Below are 17,646 nucleotides of genomic sequence, written 5' to 3' on the forward strand. Positions count from 1 at the left end.
AGTTGAGTAGAGAATGAGTGAGAGCGGAGCAGAGGATCATTAGGATACGTACGCCTAAAGACTGCCCGTCTTTAGGCTTTTTGTTTCCCTCTTCGTTTCCCCTCATGTTCATTCTCCAAGAAAGGAGAACGATCATGGATATAGCTACATTTTTACAAACAGCTTCCCAGTTTCGAACGATTCCGATTGTACGCCGTTTTTTTGCAGATACGCTTCAACCGATTCAACTATTGATGGCGTTACGTGATGAGGCAGCGTTTTTGCTTGAAAGCAAAGACGATATGTCCCCTTGGTCGCGCTATTCATTCATCGGCATTCGCCCGTTTGTATCGATTGAAAGCGATGACGGCAAACAATTTTTTGTGAAAGAACATCAACAAGTGCTCGCGTGTACAGCAACAATACAAGAAGCATTTGCAATGATGCAACATCATTTAAACGTTCAACTGTTATCATTAGACGTCCCATTTCGTGGAGGAGCTGTCGGTTATATTAGCTACGATTTTATTTCTTCCATTGAGAAAGTCCCATATCATGCGTATAACGATTTGCAAATGAAAATGGTCCATTTTGTCGTTTGTGAATCACTTTTCGCCTTCGATCATGTAAAAAAAGAGCTATTACTCATTCATTACGTTCGTTTAACAGAAATGGATGATGAAGCAAAACAAGCCGAAAAATACGAGGCTGCTTGTCGAAAAATAGATGAGTTGGCACGCAAAATCGTTCACGGTTATGATGAGCAAGCGCACATGATGGTTGATCCGAATATACCGGTTTCGTTTGAGCGTGTGTATTCAAATATGGACAAACAAATGTTTTATAAAGCGGTTCAAAACATTCAAACGTACATTGCAAGTGGAGACATTTTTCAAGCCGTTTTGTCGCAACGATTTGCGATCGAAACGCCCATTGATGGAATCGAGCTATATCGCTTGTTGCGTCTATTAAATCCATCGCCATATTTATTTTATTTAAAACTTAGTGAAGAACTTATTGTTGGCAGTTCCCCAGAAAAACTGATCCAAGTACGAAACAGAGAGCTTGAAATTGATCCAATTGCAGGGACGCGGCGTCGCGGTAAAAATGAGCACGAAGATGCGGCGCTTATGAACGAGTTACTTCATGACCCAAAAGAGCGAGCGGAACATTACATGCTTGTCGACTTAGCTCGCAATGACATCGGTCGCGTTGCCAAATATGGAACGGTGCGCACCCCACAATTGATGCAAATCGGGAAGTTTTCGCACGTTATGCATTTAATTTCAAAAGTAACGGGAACGCTTCGCGATGACGTTCACCCGCTTGACGCGCTCCTTGCGGCTTTTCCTGCCGGGACGGTGAGCGGAGCACCAAAAATTCGGGCGATGCAAATTATTCAAGAGTTAGAGCCGACCGCCCGCAACGTATATGCGGGAACGATTGCATATATCGGCTTCGATGGCAACATTGATTCGTGCATAGCAATTCGCACAGCAGTATTAAAAAATAAAGTGGCATATGTGCAGGCTGGTGCTGGAGTTGTTGCCGATTCATCGCCTGCACTGGAGTGGAAAGAAACGAGAAATAAGGCGAGCGCCTTAATTCATGCCATTCAGCTTGCAGAACGCGTATTTAAAGGAGGGGAACAACATGTTTGAACGATTTTTGCATAAATGTGCCGCCCAACAAACGTTAACGGAACAAGAAGCGTATGAGGCGATGCATGCGATGATGAGCGGGGAAGTGGACGAAAAACAAGTAGCTGCTTTTTTAGTTTTGTTGCGTTTTCGCGGTGAAACGGTCGATGAGCTTGTTGGTTTTATTCGGGCGATGCGTGAACGAATGCGAACGGTTTCGTTCGACGAACCGGTCATTGATACGTGTGGAACAGGTGGAGACGGAAAAGGGACGTTCAATATTTCGACAGCGGTGGCCTTGCTTGTCGCATCGCTCGATATCCCTGTTGCGAAGCATGGCAATCGTGCCGTCTCATCGACAAGCGGAAGCGCCAATGTGATCGAGCATTTCCTTATTCCGATGCCAAAGACAGAAGAAGAAGCAAAGCAAGCATTGCGTACACATCGGCTCGTTTTTTTATTCGCTCCCTTTTATCACGAGGCGATGAAACATGTTGCACCTGTTCGCCAAAGCTTAAAAATGCGCACAGTATTTAATTTGCTCGGTCCGCTTGTCAACCCAGCTCTCCCAAAAAGGCAAATTATTGGCGTACCTAATGAAAAAGATGCACGAAACATGGCGGAAGCACTACAACAAATCGGAACAGAACATACGGTGTTTGTCACAAGCAGTGATGGGTTAGATGAATGTAGCATCGCCGCAGAAACGCAATTGATTGAACTAAAAGACGGTCATATGACTCAACACATCATCACACCAGAAGACGTAGGATTACCGCGCGGCTGTTTATCTGACATATGCGTTCGTAGCGTGAGCGAGAGCGCCAACCTTATTGAACGTGTATTTGCTCAACGTGCAAATGAAAGTGCGACAAATATCGTTTTACTAAATGCCGGCGTTGCTTTATACGTTGCTGGTGCGGCAACCGATATAATCGATGGAGTAAATATGGCGAAACAGGCGATTGAAACAGGGCGTGCATATGCGTATTTGCAACGATTGCGAGGTGTGATGTATGCTTGAGGCAATTTTGCAAACAAAGAGAGAAGAAGTGGCATCGTTACAATTGCCTGAAATGTACGAACAACTTCCACGCCGTTCGTTTTACGATGCTTTAGCAAAACCGCATCGTGTTTTAGGACTGATTGCAGAGGTGAAAAAAGCATCACCATCGAAAGGAATCATTCGACAACATGTGAATGTTGTTGATATTGCCCGCTCATACGAACAGGCAGGTGCGGATGCCGTATCTGTTTTAACAGATGAACGATATTTCGCTGGCCATCGTTCGTATGTGACGCAAGTGAAACGACACGTGCAAATCCCAATTTTACGTAAAGACTTTATTATTGATCGCAAACAACTTATCGAAAGTGTGCGTATTGGGGCAGATGCGATTTTACTCATTGGTGAAGCGCTTGATCCGAGTTTTTTGCATGAACTATATGAAGAAGCGCACGAAATGGGATTGCAATGTTTAGTAGAAGTGCACGCTCCAAAAACAGTTGAAGCGATTTTAAAACGTTTCACACCGAAAGTGATTGGTATTAACAATCGTGATTTAACGACGTTTCACACATCGCTTCATGTCACAAAACAAATTGTTCCGCTTTTGCCGAATTGCATCATTGTTAGCGAAAGTGGCATTCACACATATGATGACGTACAAACTGTTCGCCAAGCAGGTGCTCACGCGATGCTCGTCGGTGAAGCGCTTATGCGCAAACGAGATGTTGGTGTGGCCGTTTATGAATTATTTGGGGAGCGGTATGTATGACCGTTTTAAAATATTGCGGTAATCGCTCATTTCATGACGTACAGCTTGTTGCACACAGCAAGGCGGATTATATCGGGTTCGTTTTTGCTGAAAGTAAACGGAAGGTCGAACCGAAAGATGTGAAACAATGGTTATCTTTCGTTGAACTTGGTGCAAAACAAATCGTTGGCGTCTTTGTCCACCCAACGATTTGCTCTGTCGCTTCTGTTCTGGAACACGTTCCTTTATCGGTTATTCAATGTCACGGCATGGAGACGGTTCAGACGGTGAAACAATTAAAAGAATCGTTTCACATCCCCGTTTGGAAAGCGATTCATCATGCCCCAGAGGCGTGGACATATATGCGCGCTTGGAAAGGAATCGCGGACGGCTTTGTTATTGATAGCGGTCGGAAAGGAGCGTGGGGCGGAACAGGCATCTCGTTTGATTGGAGCGTTGTTCCGTATTACATGGAAGAAGCGACTCGCCAAGGTGTTCCATGCTTCATTGCTGGAGGCATTACGCCGAACAATGTTGAGCAATTGTTAGTCTATAAACCGTTTGGTATAGACATTAGTAGCGGAATTGAAGAAAACGAGCAAAAAAATGAACAAAAAATAAAACAAATTGAACAGAAGGTGAAAATATGTTGACATTGCCAAATGAACGTGGTCGCTTTGGCATGTTTGGTGGAAAGTTTGTTCCAGAAACATTAATGCGTCCGTTAGCTGATATAGAGCGCCAATTGCATGAAGCATTGACCGATCCTTCGTTCCATGCGGAATATATGCATCATTTGTATGAATATTCAGGTCGTCCGACCGCCTTAACATTTGCAAAAAACTTGACAGAACGATTAGGCGGGGCGAAAATGTACTTTAAACGTGAAGACTTAAACCATACAGGTGCCCATAAAATAAACAACGCGATCGGGCAAGCGTTGTTAGCAAAACGAATGGGAAAACGAAAAATTATCGCTGAAACAGGTGCAGGACAGCACGGCGTAGCCGCAGCGACCGTCGCCGCTCGTTTTGGGATGGAATGCAAAGTATTTATGGGCGAAGAAGATGTGAAACGGCAATCATTAAACGTATTTCGTATGAGACTGCTTGGTGCACAAGTCATTCCAGTAACAAGCGGCAATCGTACATTAAAAGACGCAACAAATGAAGCGATTCGTTATTGGGTCGAGCATTGTGACGATCATTTTTACATGATTGGTTCCGTCGTTGGCCCGCACCCATATCCAATGATGGTGCGTGAATTTCAACGTATTATCGGCGAAGAAGCGCGCGAACAAATGTTAAAAGCAGAAGGAAAACTGCCGAACACAATCATTGCTTGTGTTGGCGGTGGAAGTAATGCGATCGGAATGTTCCATCCATTTTTAGAGGATGATGTTGAATGTATTGGCGTTGAGGCAGCCGGAAAAGGTGTGCATACGACGGAGCATGCCGCAACGATAACAAAAGGAACAAAAGGTGTCATTCATGGTTCCCTCACATACGTATTGCAAGACGAACATGGGCAAATTACTGAACCGTATTCCATTTCAGCGGGATTGGATTATCCAGGCGTTGGACCAGAGCATGCATATTTGGCACAAATTGGTCGCGTTCGTTATGAAAGTGTAACGGACGAGGAAGCGATTGCAGCACTTCAAATGACTGCAGAAACAGAGGGAATCATTCCAGCAATCGAATCTGCGCATGCGCTCGCCAAAGCGTTTCAAATCGCCCCCCTTCGTTCAAAACATGAAACGATTCTCGTTTGTTTATCGGGAAGAGGCGATAAAGATGTACAAACGGTGATGAACTATTTGGAAGGGGATGAACGGAAATGAAACATTTTATTCCATTTATCGTGGCGGGCGATCCATCTGAAGACGTGACGATCGATTTAGCTATTGCTCTTGAACAGGCAGGTGCAACGATATTAGAACTCGGTGTACCGTACTCCGATCCGCTTGCAGATGGGCCGATTATTCAACGGGCAGCGAGTCGAGCTCTAAAAAATGGAATGACCTTAACAAGAGCGCTTGAACTCATCGGGCGAATGAGAAAAAAAGGTGTAAAAATTCCGATTATTGTCTTTACGTATTACAATCCTGTGTTACAATTAGGAGAAGAACGCTTTTTTGCTTTAGCGCAACAAAATGGTGCGAGCGGCGTGCTTATTCCAGATTTACCGTTTGAAGAAAGCGAGCATATGAGAACATTAGGCGACACATATGACATTCCTTATATTTCACTTGTCGCTCCAACGTCTCATGAGCGCATCGCGATGATTGCATCGCAAGCCCAATCGTTTTTATATTGCGTGTCATCGTTAGGTGTAACGGGCATTCGGGATTCATTGCCAGCGGAATTGCACGAATTTTTGCAACAAGTAAAATCATATAGCCGTGTTCCTATCGTCGTTGGATTTGGTATTTCTACGGCTGAACAAGTAGAGCGACTTCAACATATATGTGATGGTGTCGTTATCGGTAGCGCTATTGTGCAAAAAATTGAACAGCTTCAAGACGAATTAAACGACGTGCATGCACGCGAACATGCGCTCATCGCTTTTTCCCAATATGTCGCTTCGCTCATTGAACCATTGAAAAGGGTGAGGAAAAATGAAAGTGAAACAACAACTGAAACAACTAAAACCGTATCAACCGGGCAAGCCGATTGAAGAAGTGAAACGTGAATACGGGTTAGAAACGGTCATTAAGCTAGCGTCAAATGAAAATCCGTACGGTTGTTCACCGCTTGTTCAACAAGCGATTATTGCTGAGCTTGACCATTTAGCGTTATATCCCGACGGATATAGCCGAACGTTGCGCGAGGCGCTCGCAGCGCACATTGGTATTAGTGAAAAACAACTTATTTTCGGAAATGGTTCCGATGAAGTCGTTCAAATCATTTGTCGGGCATTTTTACAAAAAGGAACGAACACGGTAATGGCTACGCCGACGTTTCCACAATATCGTCATAATGCGATCATCGAAGGCGCGGAAGTGCGAGAAATTCCGCTTCAAGACGGACATCATGATTTAGAAGCGATGCTTGAAGCGATCGATGATAATACGCGCGTCGTTTGGATTTGCAGTCCAAACAACCCGACAGGGACGTATGTGAATGACGCATCTTTACGCGCTTTTTTAAACAAAGTGCCACAACATGTGCTCGTTGTTGTCGATGAGGCGTATTATGAGTACGTGCAAGCGGAAGATTATCCGAATACGGTTTCTTTGCTTCAACAATATGAAAATATGATGATTTTACGCACGTTTTCTAAAGCGTACGGGTTAGCCGCACTTCGTATCGGATATGGCATTGCACATGAACATCTTCTGCAAGCGATTGAACCAGCGCGTGAACCGTTCAATACGTCTCGTCTTGCTCAAGCCGCTGCGTTCGCTGCATTAAAAGACCAAACATTTATTCAACAATGTGCACAAAAAAATAAACAAGGTTTAGAGCAATTTTACTCATTTTGTGAGGAGCATAGTTTGCGCTATTACAAGTCGGAAGGGAATTTTATTTTAATTGATTTCGGCTTTAGTGGTGACGAAGTATTTACGTATTTGCTTCAGCGCGGGATCATCGTTCGTTCAGGATGCGCCCTCGGCTTTCCGACAGCTGTGCGCATTACAGTCGGATCGACGGAACAAAATGAAACGGTTATTCGTGCGTTAACAAACATGTTGAAAGAAAGAAGTGAGCATCTTTGCGAGGAAACATTTTAATTGCCGGTCTCGGCTTAATTGGTGGTTCGATTGCGCTTGCGATCAAGCGAGCGCATGAGGACGCGACAGTGATTGGATATGACGTATCGAACGAATCGCTACGTTTAGCTCGTTCGCTTGGCGTCATTGATGAAGCGGTCCCTTCGTTTGCTCACGCTGCGTGTGAAGCAGATGTCATCGTGCTTGCTGTACCTGTCGTTCAAACAGAGCAATTGCTTCGAGAATTAGCTCATCTTCCGTTACGATCGCACGTCATTATAACCGATGTTGGAAGTACAAAAGAACGCATTGTCGAGCAAGCGTTGCCGTTATTAGAAAAAGGAGTGGCGTTTATCGGCGGACATCCGATGGCTGGCTCGCATAAAAGCGGTGTGGCGGCTGCGCGTGCCCATTTATTTGAAAATGCTTTTTACATTTTAACACCAACAGAACATGTGAAAGAAGAAGATGTCATACGACTAAAACAATGGCTTAAAGGAACGAAAGCGCATTTTGTTACATTAACGCCGAGGGAGCACGACCGCATCGCCGGTGTTATTAGCCACTTTCCGCATATCATTGCTGCAAGCCTCGTTCATCAGGCACAACAATATGAGCGAGAAGATGAACTTGTAAGCCGATTAGCCGCGGGTGGCTTTCGTGATATTACGCGCATCGCTTCAAGCAATCCAGAAATGTGGCGCGATATTTTTATACATAATAAAGAGGAATTGTTGCAACTGTTTGATCGTTGGATCGAGGAAATGAAAAAAATTCGTACGTATGTTGCTGATGGGGATAGTGAGCGCATTTATCACTATTTTCATGAAGCAAAACAGTTTCGTGACGGGTTGCCTGTTCGAACGAAAGGAGCGATCCCTTCCTTTTACGATTTATACGTCGATGTGCCAGACTACCCGGGGGTTATTTCAGAAATTACAGGTTATTTAGCAAAAGAGCGCATTAGCATTACAAATATTCGCATTATCGAAACGCGTGAAGATATTTACGGTGTGCTTCGTTTAAGTTTTCAAACAGAAGATGACCGTCAACGAGCGAAACGTTGCATTGAAGCGAATACGAATTATGAAACGTACGTTGTGTAAAAGAGGGTGGAATAATGGAGTTAAAAACAAATATCCACGCATTACGAGGAGAAATTGCTGTTCCGGGAGATAAATCGATTTCTCATCGCGCAGTGATGTTTGGTGCATTAGCGAACGGAACGACGCGAATAACAAATTTTTTAACAGGTGAAGACTGTTTAAGTACAATTGATTGTTTTCGCAAAATGGGTGTGACTATTACGCAAAACGGCAATGAAGTGATTGTAGAAGGCAAAGGGATTGAAGGTTTAAAAGAACCGACACATATATTAAACGTCGGGAATTCGGGGACGACTACCCGTTTATTGTTAGGTATTTTAGCCGCTTGCCCGTTTCATGCTTGTTTAATCGGGGATGATTCGATCGCAAAACGGCCAATGGATCGCGTGACAAAACCGCTTAAACAAATGGGGGCGCACATTGACGGGAGAGAGGAAGGACGCTACACGCCGTTAGCGATTCGAGGCGGACAACTCCAGCCAATCACATATCATTCCCCTGTTGCAAGTGCGCAAGTCAAATCAGCCATTTTGCTTGCTGGTTTGCATGCGGAAGGGACAACAACGGTTATTGAACCACATCAATCGCGCGATCATACCGAGCGTATGTTGCGGGCATTCGGTGCAGACGTGCGCGTCGATGGATTAAGTGTTTCTGTTACAGGGAGACAAACGCTTCAGGCGATTGATATAGAAGTGCCGGGCGATATTTCTTCTGCTGCTTTCTTTTTAGTCGCTGGTGCGATCGTCCCGAACAGCGAAATTACGTTAAAACATGTCGGAATCAATCCGACGCGTACAGGTATTATTGATGTGTTGATTGAAATGGGGGCGGATATTTCTATCGAACATGTTCGCAACGAAGACAGCGAACCAGTAGCTGACATAACAGTGCGCACTTCGACGCTGAAGGCGACGCATATCGGTGGCGATATCATCCCACGATTAATTGATGAAATTCCGATTATTGCTCTTTTAGCGACGCAAGCCGAAGGGACAACAATCATTACAGACGCAAGCGAATTGAAAGTCAAAGAGACGGACCGCATCGCAACAGTTGTGTCCGAATTGCGGAAGCTTGGCGCCGATATCGAAGCGACAGAAGACGGAATGATTATTCATGGAAAAACACCGCTTTATGCAGAAAATACGGTTGTCGATAGCTACGGTGATCATCGCATCGGCATGATGTTAGCGATCGCAGCGTGCATCACAAAAGGAAGCGTCACCCTTCAGCATCCCGAAGCAATTGCAGTATCATATCCGACGTTTTTTGATCATCTTCGCATGTTACAAAGCTGATTCCATGACGGATCAGCTTCTTTTTTTGCATGCTTATTTGTTCGATGGTATGATAAAGCGTGACGATACGAATGATGAGGGTGAGATTGATGGGAAAATTAGATCAAATCGTGCAACTCGTTGAACAAGGAGATGTGGAGCGCGCATTAGCGCTTGCGGAACAAATAAAACAAAACGGAAGCGATGAAGAGCGATATACGTTAGCTGACCAACTATTTTCGTGGGGATTGTTAGAAGAAGCGGAATCGCTCATTCATATGTTGCTTACACGTTATCCAGACGAACGTGAACTACAACTCTTTTTAGCAGAAATATATACAGAGATGGATAAAGAAGAAGAAGCGCTTGAATTGTTGATGGATATAGAAGAAGATGACCCATATTATGTGCGCGCATGTTTGTTAATGGCCGACCTTTATCAAATGCAAGGATTAGAAGAAGTAAGTGAACAAAAACTATTAAAAGCGTATGAAAAAATGCCGAACGAACCGCTTGTTCAATTTGCGTTAGCGGAGTTATATTTTACGAACGGTCAATATGAAAAAAGTTTGCTATATTATGAACAAATCATCACGAAAACGAAAACGATTGCAGGTACTGTCATCGCCCAGCGCATAGCGGAAGCGTACAGCTTGCTTGGTGAATTTGAACAAGCGCTATCTTATTATGAACAAGCGCTAAGTGAACGCTTCGATGCCCATACGTTATTTCAATACGGATTTACTGCGTATCAAGCAGAAGCATATAAAACAGCTATTGCAAAATTAAGCGAGTTAAAGGCGCTCGATCGTGAGTATGTACCTCTTTATTTATTTTTAGCAAAATCGTATGAACAAGAAGGAGATATACAACAAAGTTACGAAATAGCAAAAGAAGGATTAACAATAGATGAATGGAATAAACAATTGCTTGTATATGCAGGAAAGATTGCATTAAAGCTCGGAAAACGAGAGGAAGCGCTAACGTACATTGAAAAAGCGCTTGACATTGATCCAGGTTATTTAGAAGCGTTGTTTATACAGACGAGTTTACTATTTCATGAGGAGCGGTACGAAGACGTTGTACATGTCATTCAACAAGCGATCGAACAAGGCGAATACGATCCACAATTTGAGTGGGAGCTTGCGAAGGCGAAGCAAAAGCTTGAAATGTATGATCAGGCATTAAATCATTATGAAGAGGCATATACTTTTTTTAAAGATGATCCAAACTTTTTATATGATTTTGGCTATTTTTTATTTGAGGAGGGAAGAAGAGAGAAAGCAAAAGATATATTTGAACAACTATTGCGTATCGATCCGACAAACGAAGAGGTTGCCCATATGATGTTGCAGTTTGAATGAAGCTGTCATTCGGATGCAAGGGGGGGAAGGGAATGGTTTCCGTTCGGGAGAAGAAAGAGTTTGTTCGTTGGTTTTTAAACAATTATCAATTAAAACGTCGTGAATGTGTGTGGATTTTAAACTACTTACTTAGTCATGATACGCTTATGGAAAAAGTGCACTTTGTTGAACATGCAGAATATTGTCCGCGCGGCATGATGATGTCAACACATTGTGTCGACGATGTGCCATTTCGATTTTATAAGCAAAACGTCGTTACGACAGATGCAGAAAAATCGTTTCACGACATTCGTTTAAATCGTGATGAAGATATTTACATTCAGCTGAATTTTCGCGGTGCTTTCCATTCGCCACAATATGTGGCGGTACTCGAAGAAAATCCATATATGCCAAAAAGAACGAACAAGCAAGATGAACAACTCGTTGAAACAATCGTTCATCAATCGATTCAACATTTTCAACGCCAAAAAATTATGCGGTTAATTGATGAGGCGCTAGATCAGCAAGATGAACAAAAATTTCGCGAGCTGACCGAACAATTAAAAGCGTTGCGTTAACCCCGTGGTTTCGCAACGCTTTTTACGATGTATATATTTGTCACAAAATGTTCAAAAAAATACATATAAGTTTCGTGTAAGATGGAAACATAAGGAGTGATTTGAATGAAATGGACAGCAAAAGATGTGGACATGTATCATCAAGCGAAGGAGTACGTGGATACCGCGCTCGTTCCGTGCATACCGATTGGGTGTACAAATATGAAAGCGTTTGCTGAGATGAGTGAGCATACGTTACTGATTGCAAATGAAGTGGAACGGCAATTTAAAGGGAGGGTGATGCTATTTCCGCCGTTAACATACTTCGTACAAGAGCAAATACAAGCGCGTGTGCAAGAATGGACAAACATGTTGAAACAAGCAGGATTTCAACACGTATGTTTCATCACTTCCCATGCGGATATCGCAGATGAAACGTTTGTTTATGTGCCAGCGCTTCCACTTGAACATGCAGATGACACATATAAGCAAAAAGTCGTGCGCCAACAAGTCGAGCAAGTGATGGATGCGTTAGTGGCAAAATGGACGTTAAAAAATTAGATAGCGTTTACACTATCATTATATTGACCTTGATGGAAACATGATATATCATTAGGTTGTCCTAGTTTTATATATGTGTTATAACAATTCGTCCGGATGGACTTAACTTCGTATAGAGGGGGGAAAACGATGAGCGAGAAAAAGCATCGCGTGTCAAGACGGCAATTTTTAAACTACACGTTAACAGGTGTAGGCGGATTTATGGCAGCGGGCATTTTATCACCGATGGTGCGCTTCGCCTTAGATCCGATTTTAAAAGAAGAAGCTGGGCAAGATATGGTTGCTGTAGCCCAAGTGAAGGACATTACGACAGAGCCACAGCGCTTTGACTTTAAAGTAAAAGTAAAAGATGCGTGGTACGAGTCGGAAGAGCCAAGATCAGCTTGGGTGTTTAAAGATGAAAATGGGGATATTGTTGCGCTATCACCAATCTGTAAACATCTTGGCTGTACGGTGAACTGGAACGGCGACAAAAACAATCCAAACCGTTTCTTCTGTCCTTGTCACTATGGGTTATACGAAAAGGACGGAACGAACGTACCAAATACGCCGCCACCGGCTCCATTAGACCGTTATGAGTATGAAGTAAAAGATGGCACGTTGTATTTAGGTAAAGCGAAACCACGAGGGGAGGCGTAATACATGCTTAACAAGATTTACGATTGGGTTGACGAGCGGCTAGATATTACGCCTTTGTGGCGCGATATCGCAGATCATGAAGTGCCTGAGCACGTAAACCCTGCGCATCACTTTTCAGCATTTGTTTACTGCTTTGGTGGATTGACGTTTTTCGTTACAGTCATCCAAATTTTATCTGGTATGTTTTTAACGATGTATTACGTACCGGATATTAAAAACGCTTGGGAGTCTGTTTATTACTTACAAAACGAAGTGGCATTTGGACAAATCGTGCGCGGCATGCATCACTGGGGGGCAAGCCTTGTTATTGTGATGATGTTTTTACATACGTTGCGCGTATTTTTCCAAGGCGCTTATAAAAAGCCACGTGAATTAAACTGGATCGTTGGTGTGCTTATTTTTATGGTAATGATGGGTCTTGGTTTTACAGGCTATTTATTGCCTTGGGATATGAAAGCGCTCTTTGCGACAAAAGTAGGATTGCAAATTGCTGAAGCGACGCCAGTCATCGGTCCGGCGATTAAAACGTTATTGGCAGGTCATCATGAAATCGTTGGTGCTCAAACGTTAACACGCTTCTTTGCTATTCACGTATTTTTCTTGCCAGCAGCATTATTGGGATTAATGGCTGCCCATTTCTTAATGATTCGAAAACAAGGTATTTCTGGTCCGCTGTAAAATTTAGTATAAGGGAGGGAATGCTATGCATCGCGGAAAAGGGATGAAATTTGTCGGCGACTCGCGCGTGCCTGCTACGCGCAAGCCGAACATTCCGAAAGACTATTCCGAATATCCGGGGAAAACAGAGGCGTTTTGGCCCAACTTCTTATTAAAAGAATGGATGGTCGGTGCTGTCTTTTTGATCGGTTTTTTATGTTTAACTGTTGCGCATCCGTCGCCGCTTGAGCGGATTGCGGATCCGACAGATACAAGCTATATTCCGCTTCCAGACTGGTACTTTTTATTCTTATACCAGCTATTGAAGTACTCATACGCATCTGGTCCGTATACGGTTGTTGGGGCAATTATTATTCCTGGACTTGCATTCGGAGCGTTATTGCTTGCACCGTTTTTAGATCGCGGTCCGGAGCGTCGCCCATCGAAGCGTCCGGTTGCTGTCGGTATGATGTTGCTTACGCTTGCTGCAATTATTTTCTTAACATGGGAATCTGTCGTCACGCACGACTGGGAAGCAGCAGCTGAGCAAGGAAAAATTCGCGCAGAAGTAGAGATCGACAAAAATGCAGAAGGGTATAAAATTTTAGAAGCAAACACATGTTTAACATGTCACGGTGAAAACTTGCAAGGCGGTCCAGCTGCACCATCGCTTGTTGGTACAGGGTTATCTCCTGAAGAAATTGCCGACATTGCGAAAAATGGTAAAGGTGGCATGCCTGCTGGCATTTTTAAAGGAACAGATGAAGAGTTGAAAAAACTTGCAGAGTTCGTTGCAGGTTTAAAAGCAGAATAATTTGTAAAAGCTGACTGAACATCAGTCAGCTTTTTTGTACATATGGGAGGTCAATATATGTTACACATACATGATTGGTTGATGCATCGCTCGTTTCTTATGCTATTATTGGTCGTCAATGTCATTGGGACAATTTATGGTTACATATGGTATAGGCCGCAATTATCCGAAACGCCAACGATTTTTCTTCCGTTTGTGCCGGATAGTCCAACCGCGAGCTTATTTTTTGTTTTTGTTTTAATTGCATGGCTTCGTCATACACATTGGCCGCTAATGGAAGCGTTGGCGGTTGTCACGCTTGTGAAATACGGCATTTGGGCTGTTGTCATGAACATGCTTGTATTTATTGTGACAGGAGAACTCGGTTGGGCGGGATGGATGCTCGTTGTATCGCACGGAGCGATGGCCGTGCAAGCGTTGTTGTATGCTTCTTATTATCGGATGTCCTTCATTCATGTTGTTGTGGCAGCCATTTGGACGCTACATAACGATGTTATTGATTATGTGTTTGGGATGATGCCACAATATCAAATGTTGGCGCAATATACGCCACAAATCGGCTATTTTACATTTTGGTTAAGCATTGCTTCGATTGCGGTGGCGTACATTTTTTCACGTCGGCGATAAATCGAGGTCTATGTCTCTTTTTGCGGTCATATATTCAATAGTAAGATCGTAAGGAGGGACAAGGAGATGCGCATTCGACTCATCGCGATGTTTATCATGATTTGTTTATTTCCGTATACAGTATATGCAAACGGACATGAGTGGGACAAACTCGATCAAATTTCTGACGAAGCGCTTCAGTTAACAAAAAATGATCGCTTGCAAGAAGCGAAACAGCTATTGGAATATTTCGAAAAACAATTCGCATTATTTCGTGAAGATATTCATTCGATGGATGTCATATATGTATTAACGGCTACGCACGAAGAAGCGTTGAGAGCGGTCACAGCGTCGAGTGTGCCAACGGAACAACGAATTAACCAATTGACGCAATTTCGGCTCGCTGTTGATGCCGTTCATTCGAAACATCAGCCGCTCTGGAAAGAAATGAAATACGCTGTCATGTCTGCATTTGACAAGATGAAACAAGCGATGGAGCAAGAAGACGAACAATCGTTTCAACAAGCGTTTCATCAATTTTTACAACGGTATGAACTTATTGAACCGAGCGTAAAAATTAACGCTGATCGTGAACAAGTGCAACGTGTATCTGCCCATATTTCGCTTTTAGAAGCCCCTGCTTTTCGCCAATTGCATGCAACAGAGCGGATGAAAGAGTTGCGACAAATGGAAGAAGATTTACAAGTGTTGTTTGCTGACGGAAAAAAAGAGACGACGCTTCCGTCGCTATGGTGGGTTATGACGTCCATTGGTGGCATGATTATTATGACGTTAACGTACGTTGGATGGCGAAAATATCGTGGGGAAAAAGAGGGGAAAATGGTGAGGGATAAACAATAAAAGCGTCCATCGTCGGACGCTTTTACTCATGTAACGGTTGTTTATTTTCATCTAACGTAAATCCTTCTCCATGCACATCGTGTACATCGCTAATCGCAACAAACGCATGTGGATCAACAGACGTGATGATTGATTTTAAACGTGACAATTCGTTTTTGGCAACGACGCAATATAAAACATCTCGTTCGCGTTTCGTATATGACCCTATTCCTTTTAAAATCGTAACGCCACGTTCCATTTCCGTCATAATTTTCTCGGAAATTAAATCGCTTTTTTCAGAAATAATGGTTGCCCCTTTTGCTGCATATGCCCCTTCTTGTAAAAAGTCGATGACGCGTGCCCCGACGAATACGGCGACGAGTGTATACATCCCTTCACGGTACGGTAAATACGTCAACAACGAAAGAACAATAACGCATGAGTCAAAAAGAAACATCGTTTTTCCCATGCTGACACCTTTATATTTGTAGACGAGGCGAGCGATAATATCGACACCACCTGTTGTTCCTCCGTATCGAAAAATAATACCGAGACCGACTCCGATAAAAACCCCCGCAAATAATGCAGCTAACGTTAAGTCGTTATTGAGCGGAATGTGAAACCCGTACCGTTGAAAAATCCAAAGAAATATAGATAAACTAACCGTTCCGACAATCGTATAAACAAACGTCGTCCGCCCGAGCAACTTCCAGCCGATAAAAAAGAGCGGAATGTTCAGTACTAAGTTTGAAATGGAAGGATCGATACCGAACAAAAAGTATAAAAGAAGTGTAATCCCTGTAAAGCCGCCTTCTGCGAGTTTATTTTCCATATTAAAATGGACAAGTCCAAACGCAAAAATTGCCGATCCTAGTAAAATAAATGCGACATTTTTAAGTTTCATCGTCTTCACCCCTTGAGTATGACTGCGTTTTTTATTATAGAGGAACGTCATCATACCCGTCAAAAACATTTGTCAAACGCCCCACTTTTAGCTAACATGAATGTAAGAGGTGAGAACAATGGAAAAAACGATGCGGCAACTGCAACAAGAAGTCGACGAATACATCGGGCAGTTTAAGGAAGGATATTTCAGTCCGCTTGCCATGCTGGCCCGTTTAACAGAAGAATTAGGTGAGCTTGCTCGTGAAGTGAACCATTATTATGGTGAAAAACCGAAAAAGAAAACGGAACAAGAAAAAACGATTCAAGAAGAATTAGGCGATTTATTATTTGTACTTATATGTATGGCGAATTCGTTACATATCGATTTACAAGAAGCGCATGATGCAGTCATGCATAAATTTCAAACACGAGATCGTGATCGTTGGACGAGAAAGGAAGAGGAACGATGATTCGAATTGTCATTGCAGGACCACGTGGGAGAATGGGACGAGAAGCTGTTTCTCTCGTTCATCAAACAAAACATTTTGAGCTTGTAGCGGTTGTAGACCGGATGAACGAAGGAAAAACGTTGGCGGAACTCGATGGTTTTCCAGCCATTGAAGCTCCAATTTTTACAGATTTGGAGCGTTGCTTGCAAACAGTCCAAGCGGACGTATTGATCGATTTAACAACGCCAGAAGTTGGAAAACATCATACAGAGATTGCGTTGCAATACGGTGTTCGACCGGTCGTTGGTACGACAGGATTTACAGAAGACGATTTGGCGCGTTTAACACAAATAGCGGAAGAGAGAAAAATTGGTGCGATTATTGCACCGAACTTTGCGATTGGTGCCATTTTAATGATGAAATTTGCGCAAATGGCGGCTAAATATTTTCCGCATGTAGAAATCATTGAGCTTCATCACGATCAAAAGCTTGATGCGCCGTCTGGTACAGCGTTAAAAACAGCTCAGCTCATTCAACAAGTGCGCCCTTCTTTTACCCAAGGGCATGAAGCTGAAAAAGAAACGATGGAAGGGGCACGTGGAGCATTATATGACGGCATGCGCATTCATAGCGTTCGACTGCCGGGGCTTGTCGCGCATCAAGAAGTCATTTTTGGTGGCGATGGGCAAACATTGACGATTCGGCACGATTCGTTTAACCGTGCATCATTTATGTCCGGTGTTCGCTTTTCTGTTGAAACGGTGATGAAGTTAGAAACGCTCGTATACGGATTAGAACATTTAATTGAATAAGGGGGC

At 43.3% G+C, this 17,646-nt stretch carries 20 protein-coding genes; 19 read left to right on the forward strand and 1 reads right to left on the reverse strand.

Going from position 1 to position 17,646, the window contains the following annotated elements; translation table 11 throughout:
* Positions 1–134 precede the first annotated feature (134 nt).
* The 17 genes from trpE (at position 135) to ypjB (ending at position 15,515) form a co-directional block, all read left to right on the forward strand.
* Positions 135–1,640: an anthranilate synthase component I gene (gene trpE, locus NSQ23_RS06455; RefSeq protein ID WP_004889855.1), complete on the forward strand. Its 1,506-nt coding sequence runs from the start codon at positions 135–137 to the stop codon at positions 1,638–1,640.
* The gene (gene trpD, locus NSQ23_RS06460; RefSeq protein ID WP_004889858.1) at positions 1,633–2,643 is read left to right on the forward strand and encodes an anthranilate phosphoribosyltransferase; all 1,011 of its coding nucleotides are present in this window, start codon (positions 1,633–1,635) and stop codon (positions 2,641–2,643) included. The genes trpE and trpD overlap by 8 nt, the downstream gene beginning before the upstream one ends.
* Positions 2,636–3,397: an indole-3-glycerol phosphate synthase TrpC gene (gene trpC, locus NSQ23_RS06465; protein ID WP_004889861.1), complete on the forward strand. Its 762-nt coding sequence runs from the start codon at positions 2,636–2,638 to the stop codon at positions 3,395–3,397. Before trpD ends, trpC begins: the two co-directional genes overlap by 8 nt.
* On the forward strand, positions 3,394–4,029 hold the full coding sequence (locus tag NSQ23_RS06470; protein ID WP_004889863.1) for a phosphoribosylanthranilate isomerase: 636 nt from the start codon (positions 3,394–3,396) through the stop codon (positions 4,027–4,029). The genes trpC and NSQ23_RS06470 overlap by 4 nt, the downstream gene beginning before the upstream one ends.
* Positions 4,023–5,219 carry a tryptophan synthase subunit beta gene (gene trpB / locus NSQ23_RS06475; RefSeq protein ID WP_004889865.1) on the forward strand — a complete coding sequence of 399 codons (1,197 nt, stop codon included), beginning with the start codon at positions 4,023–4,025 and terminating at the stop codon, positions 5,217–5,219. The genes NSQ23_RS06470 and trpB overlap by 7 nt, the downstream gene beginning before the upstream one ends.
* Positions 5,216–6,055, forward strand: coding sequence for a tryptophan synthase subunit alpha (trpA, locus tag NSQ23_RS06480; RefSeq protein ID WP_004889870.1), 840 nt, complete (start codon positions 5,216–5,218; stop codon positions 6,053–6,055). Before trpB ends, trpA begins: the two co-directional genes overlap by 4 nt.
* Entirely contained in the window at positions 5,997–7,112 is a 1,116-nt protein-coding gene (gene hisC, locus NSQ23_RS06485; RefSeq protein WP_064221158.1) for a histidinol-phosphate transaminase, read from the forward strand. Before trpA ends, hisC begins: the two co-directional genes overlap by 59 nt.
* The gene (locus NSQ23_RS06490) at positions 7,094–8,197 is read left to right on the forward strand and encodes a prephenate dehydrogenase (RefSeq protein WP_339173825.1); all 1,104 of its coding nucleotides are present in this window, start codon (positions 7,094–7,096) and stop codon (positions 8,195–8,197) included. Before hisC ends, NSQ23_RS06490 begins: the two co-directional genes overlap by 19 nt.
* 14 nt (positions 8,198–8,211) lie before the next feature.
* Complete coding sequence (aroA, locus tag NSQ23_RS06495) at positions 8,212–9,498, forward strand: 3-phosphoshikimate 1-carboxyvinyltransferase (RefSeq protein WP_004889877.1); 1,287 nt, start codon at positions 8,212–8,214, stop codon at positions 9,496–9,498.
* A gap of 89 nt (positions 9,499–9,587) precedes the next feature.
* Positions 9,588–10,841 carry a tetratricopeptide repeat protein gene (locus NSQ23_RS06500; RefSeq protein ID WP_004889881.1) on the forward strand — a complete coding sequence of 418 codons (1,254 nt, stop codon included), beginning with the start codon at positions 9,588–9,590 and terminating at the stop codon, positions 10,839–10,841.
* Between the two features lie 32 nt (positions 10,842–10,873).
* Complete coding sequence (locus NSQ23_RS06505) at positions 10,874–11,398, forward strand: ReoY family proteolytic degradation factor (protein ID WP_004889884.1); 525 nt, start codon at positions 10,874–10,876, stop codon at positions 11,396–11,398.
* A gap of 105 nt (positions 11,399–11,503) precedes the next feature.
* Positions 11,504–11,938: a YpiF family protein gene (locus NSQ23_RS06510; RefSeq protein WP_339173828.1), complete on the forward strand. Its 435-nt coding sequence runs from the start codon at positions 11,504–11,506 to the stop codon at positions 11,936–11,938.
* A gap of 129 nt (positions 11,939–12,067) precedes the next feature.
* Positions 12,068–12,577 (forward strand): ubiquinol-cytochrome c reductase iron-sulfur subunit, encoded by a 510-nt coding sequence (locus NSQ23_RS06515; RefSeq protein ID WP_004889888.1) that lies wholly within the window; start codon positions 12,068–12,070, stop codon positions 12,575–12,577.
* 3 nt (positions 12,578–12,580) lie between these two features.
* Entirely contained in the window at positions 12,581–13,255 is a 675-nt protein-coding gene (gene qcrB, locus NSQ23_RS06520; RefSeq protein ID WP_003394570.1) for a menaquinol-cytochrome c reductase cytochrome b subunit, read from the forward strand.
* A 25-nt stretch (positions 13,256–13,280) separates the two neighbouring features.
* Positions 13,281–14,048: a menaquinol-cytochrome c reductase cytochrome b/c subunit gene (locus NSQ23_RS06525; RefSeq protein WP_004889891.1), complete on the forward strand. Its 768-nt coding sequence runs from the start codon at positions 13,281–13,283 to the stop codon at positions 14,046–14,048.
* 57 nt (positions 14,049–14,105) lie between these two features.
* Entirely contained in the window at positions 14,106–14,675 is a 570-nt protein-coding gene (locus NSQ23_RS06530) for a DUF1405 domain-containing protein (RefSeq protein ID WP_339173835.1), read from the forward strand.
* A gap of 66 nt (positions 14,676–14,741) precedes the next feature.
* Entirely contained in the window at positions 14,742–15,515 is a 774-nt protein-coding gene (gene ypjB, locus NSQ23_RS06535; protein ID WP_339173837.1) for a sporulation protein YpjB, read from the forward strand.
* A gap of 22 nt (positions 15,516–15,537) precedes the next feature.
* Here the strand turns inward: ypjB and NSQ23_RS06540 are convergent, their stop codons facing one another.
* Entirely contained in the window at positions 15,538–16,398 is an 861-nt protein-coding gene (locus tag NSQ23_RS06540) for a YitT family protein (protein WP_339173839.1), read from the reverse strand.
* A gap of 118 nt (positions 16,399–16,516) precedes the next feature.
* Between NSQ23_RS06540 and NSQ23_RS06545 the strand changes: the two genes are divergently transcribed.
* The gene (locus NSQ23_RS06545) at positions 16,517–16,849 is read left to right on the forward strand and encodes a nucleotide pyrophosphohydrolase (RefSeq protein WP_026011653.1); all 333 of its coding nucleotides are present in this window, start codon (positions 16,517–16,519) and stop codon (positions 16,847–16,849) included.
* Positions 16,846–17,640 carry a 4-hydroxy-tetrahydrodipicolinate reductase gene (gene dapB, locus NSQ23_RS06550; RefSeq protein ID WP_004889901.1) on the forward strand — a complete coding sequence of 265 codons (795 nt, stop codon included), beginning with the start codon at positions 16,846–16,848 and terminating at the stop codon, positions 17,638–17,640. Before NSQ23_RS06545 ends, dapB begins: the two co-directional genes overlap by 4 nt.
* The last annotated feature ends 6 nt before the right edge of the window (positions 17,641–17,646 follow it).

The sequence above is a fragment of the Anoxybacillus sp. FSL W8-1294 genome, from assembly GCF_037965005.1.
GTDB lineage: Bacteria > Bacillota > Bacilli > Bacillales > Anoxybacillaceae > Anoxybacillus > Anoxybacillus flavithermus_G.

Bases quoted from the DNA above. Each gene is read 5' to 3' on its own strand.
- trpE (WP_004889855.1), top strand. From the start codon at position 135: ATGGATATAGCTACATTTTTACAAACAGCTTCCCAGTTTCGAACGATT.
- trpD (WP_004889858.1), top strand. From the start codon at position 1,633: ATGTTTGAACGATTTTTGCATAAATGTGCCGCCCAACAAACGTTAACG.
- trpC (WP_004889861.1), top strand. From the start codon at position 2,636: ATGCTTGAGGCAATTTTGCAAACAAAGAGAGAAGAAGTGGCATCGTTA.
- NSQ23_RS06470 (WP_004889863.1), top strand. From the start codon at position 3,394: ATGACCGTTTTAAAATATTGCGGTAATCGCTCATTTCATGACGTACAG.
- trpB (WP_004889865.1), top strand. From the start codon at position 4,023: ATGTTGACATTGCCAAATGAACGTGGTCGCTTTGGCATGTTTGGTGGA.
- trpA (WP_004889870.1), top strand. From the start codon at position 5,216: ATGAAACATTTTATTCCATTTATCGTGGCGGGCGATCCATCTGAAGAC.
- hisC (WP_064221158.1), top strand. From the start codon at position 5,997: ATGAAAGTGAAACAACAACTGAAACAACTAAAACCGTATCAACCGGGC.
- aroA (WP_004889877.1), top strand. From the start codon at position 8,212: ATGGAGTTAAAAACAAATATCCACGCATTACGAGGAGAAATTGCTGTT.
- NSQ23_RS06500 (WP_004889881.1), top strand. From the start codon at position 9,588: ATGGGAAAATTAGATCAAATCGTGCAACTCGTTGAACAAGGAGATGTG.
- NSQ23_RS06505 (WP_004889884.1), top strand. From the start codon at position 10,874: ATGGTTTCCGTTCGGGAGAAGAAAGAGTTTGTTCGTTGGTTTTTAAAC.
- NSQ23_RS06510 (WP_339173828.1), top strand. From the start codon at position 11,504: ATGAAATGGACAGCAAAAGATGTGGACATGTATCATCAAGCGAAGGAG.
- NSQ23_RS06515 (WP_004889888.1), top strand. From the start codon at position 12,068: ATGAGCGAGAAAAAGCATCGCGTGTCAAGACGGCAATTTTTAAACTAC.
- qcrB (WP_003394570.1), top strand. From the start codon at position 12,581: ATGCTTAACAAGATTTACGATTGGGTTGACGAGCGGCTAGATATTACG.
- NSQ23_RS06525 (WP_004889891.1), top strand. From the start codon at position 13,281: ATGCATCGCGGAAAAGGGATGAAATTTGTCGGCGACTCGCGCGTGCCT.
- NSQ23_RS06530 (WP_339173835.1), top strand. From the start codon at position 14,106: ATGTTACACATACATGATTGGTTGATGCATCGCTCGTTTCTTATGCTA.
- ypjB (WP_339173837.1), top strand. From the start codon at position 14,742: ATGCGCATTCGACTCATCGCGATGTTTATCATGATTTGTTTATTTCCG.
- NSQ23_RS06540 (WP_339173839.1), bottom strand. From the start codon at position 16,398: ATGAAACTTAAAAATGTCGCATTTATTTTACTAGGATCGGCAATTTTT.
- NSQ23_RS06545 (WP_026011653.1), top strand. From the start codon at position 16,517: ATGGAAAAAACGATGCGGCAACTGCAACAAGAAGTCGACGAATACATC.
- dapB (WP_004889901.1), top strand. From the start codon at position 16,846: ATGATTCGAATTGTCATTGCAGGACCACGTGGGAGAATGGGACGAGAA.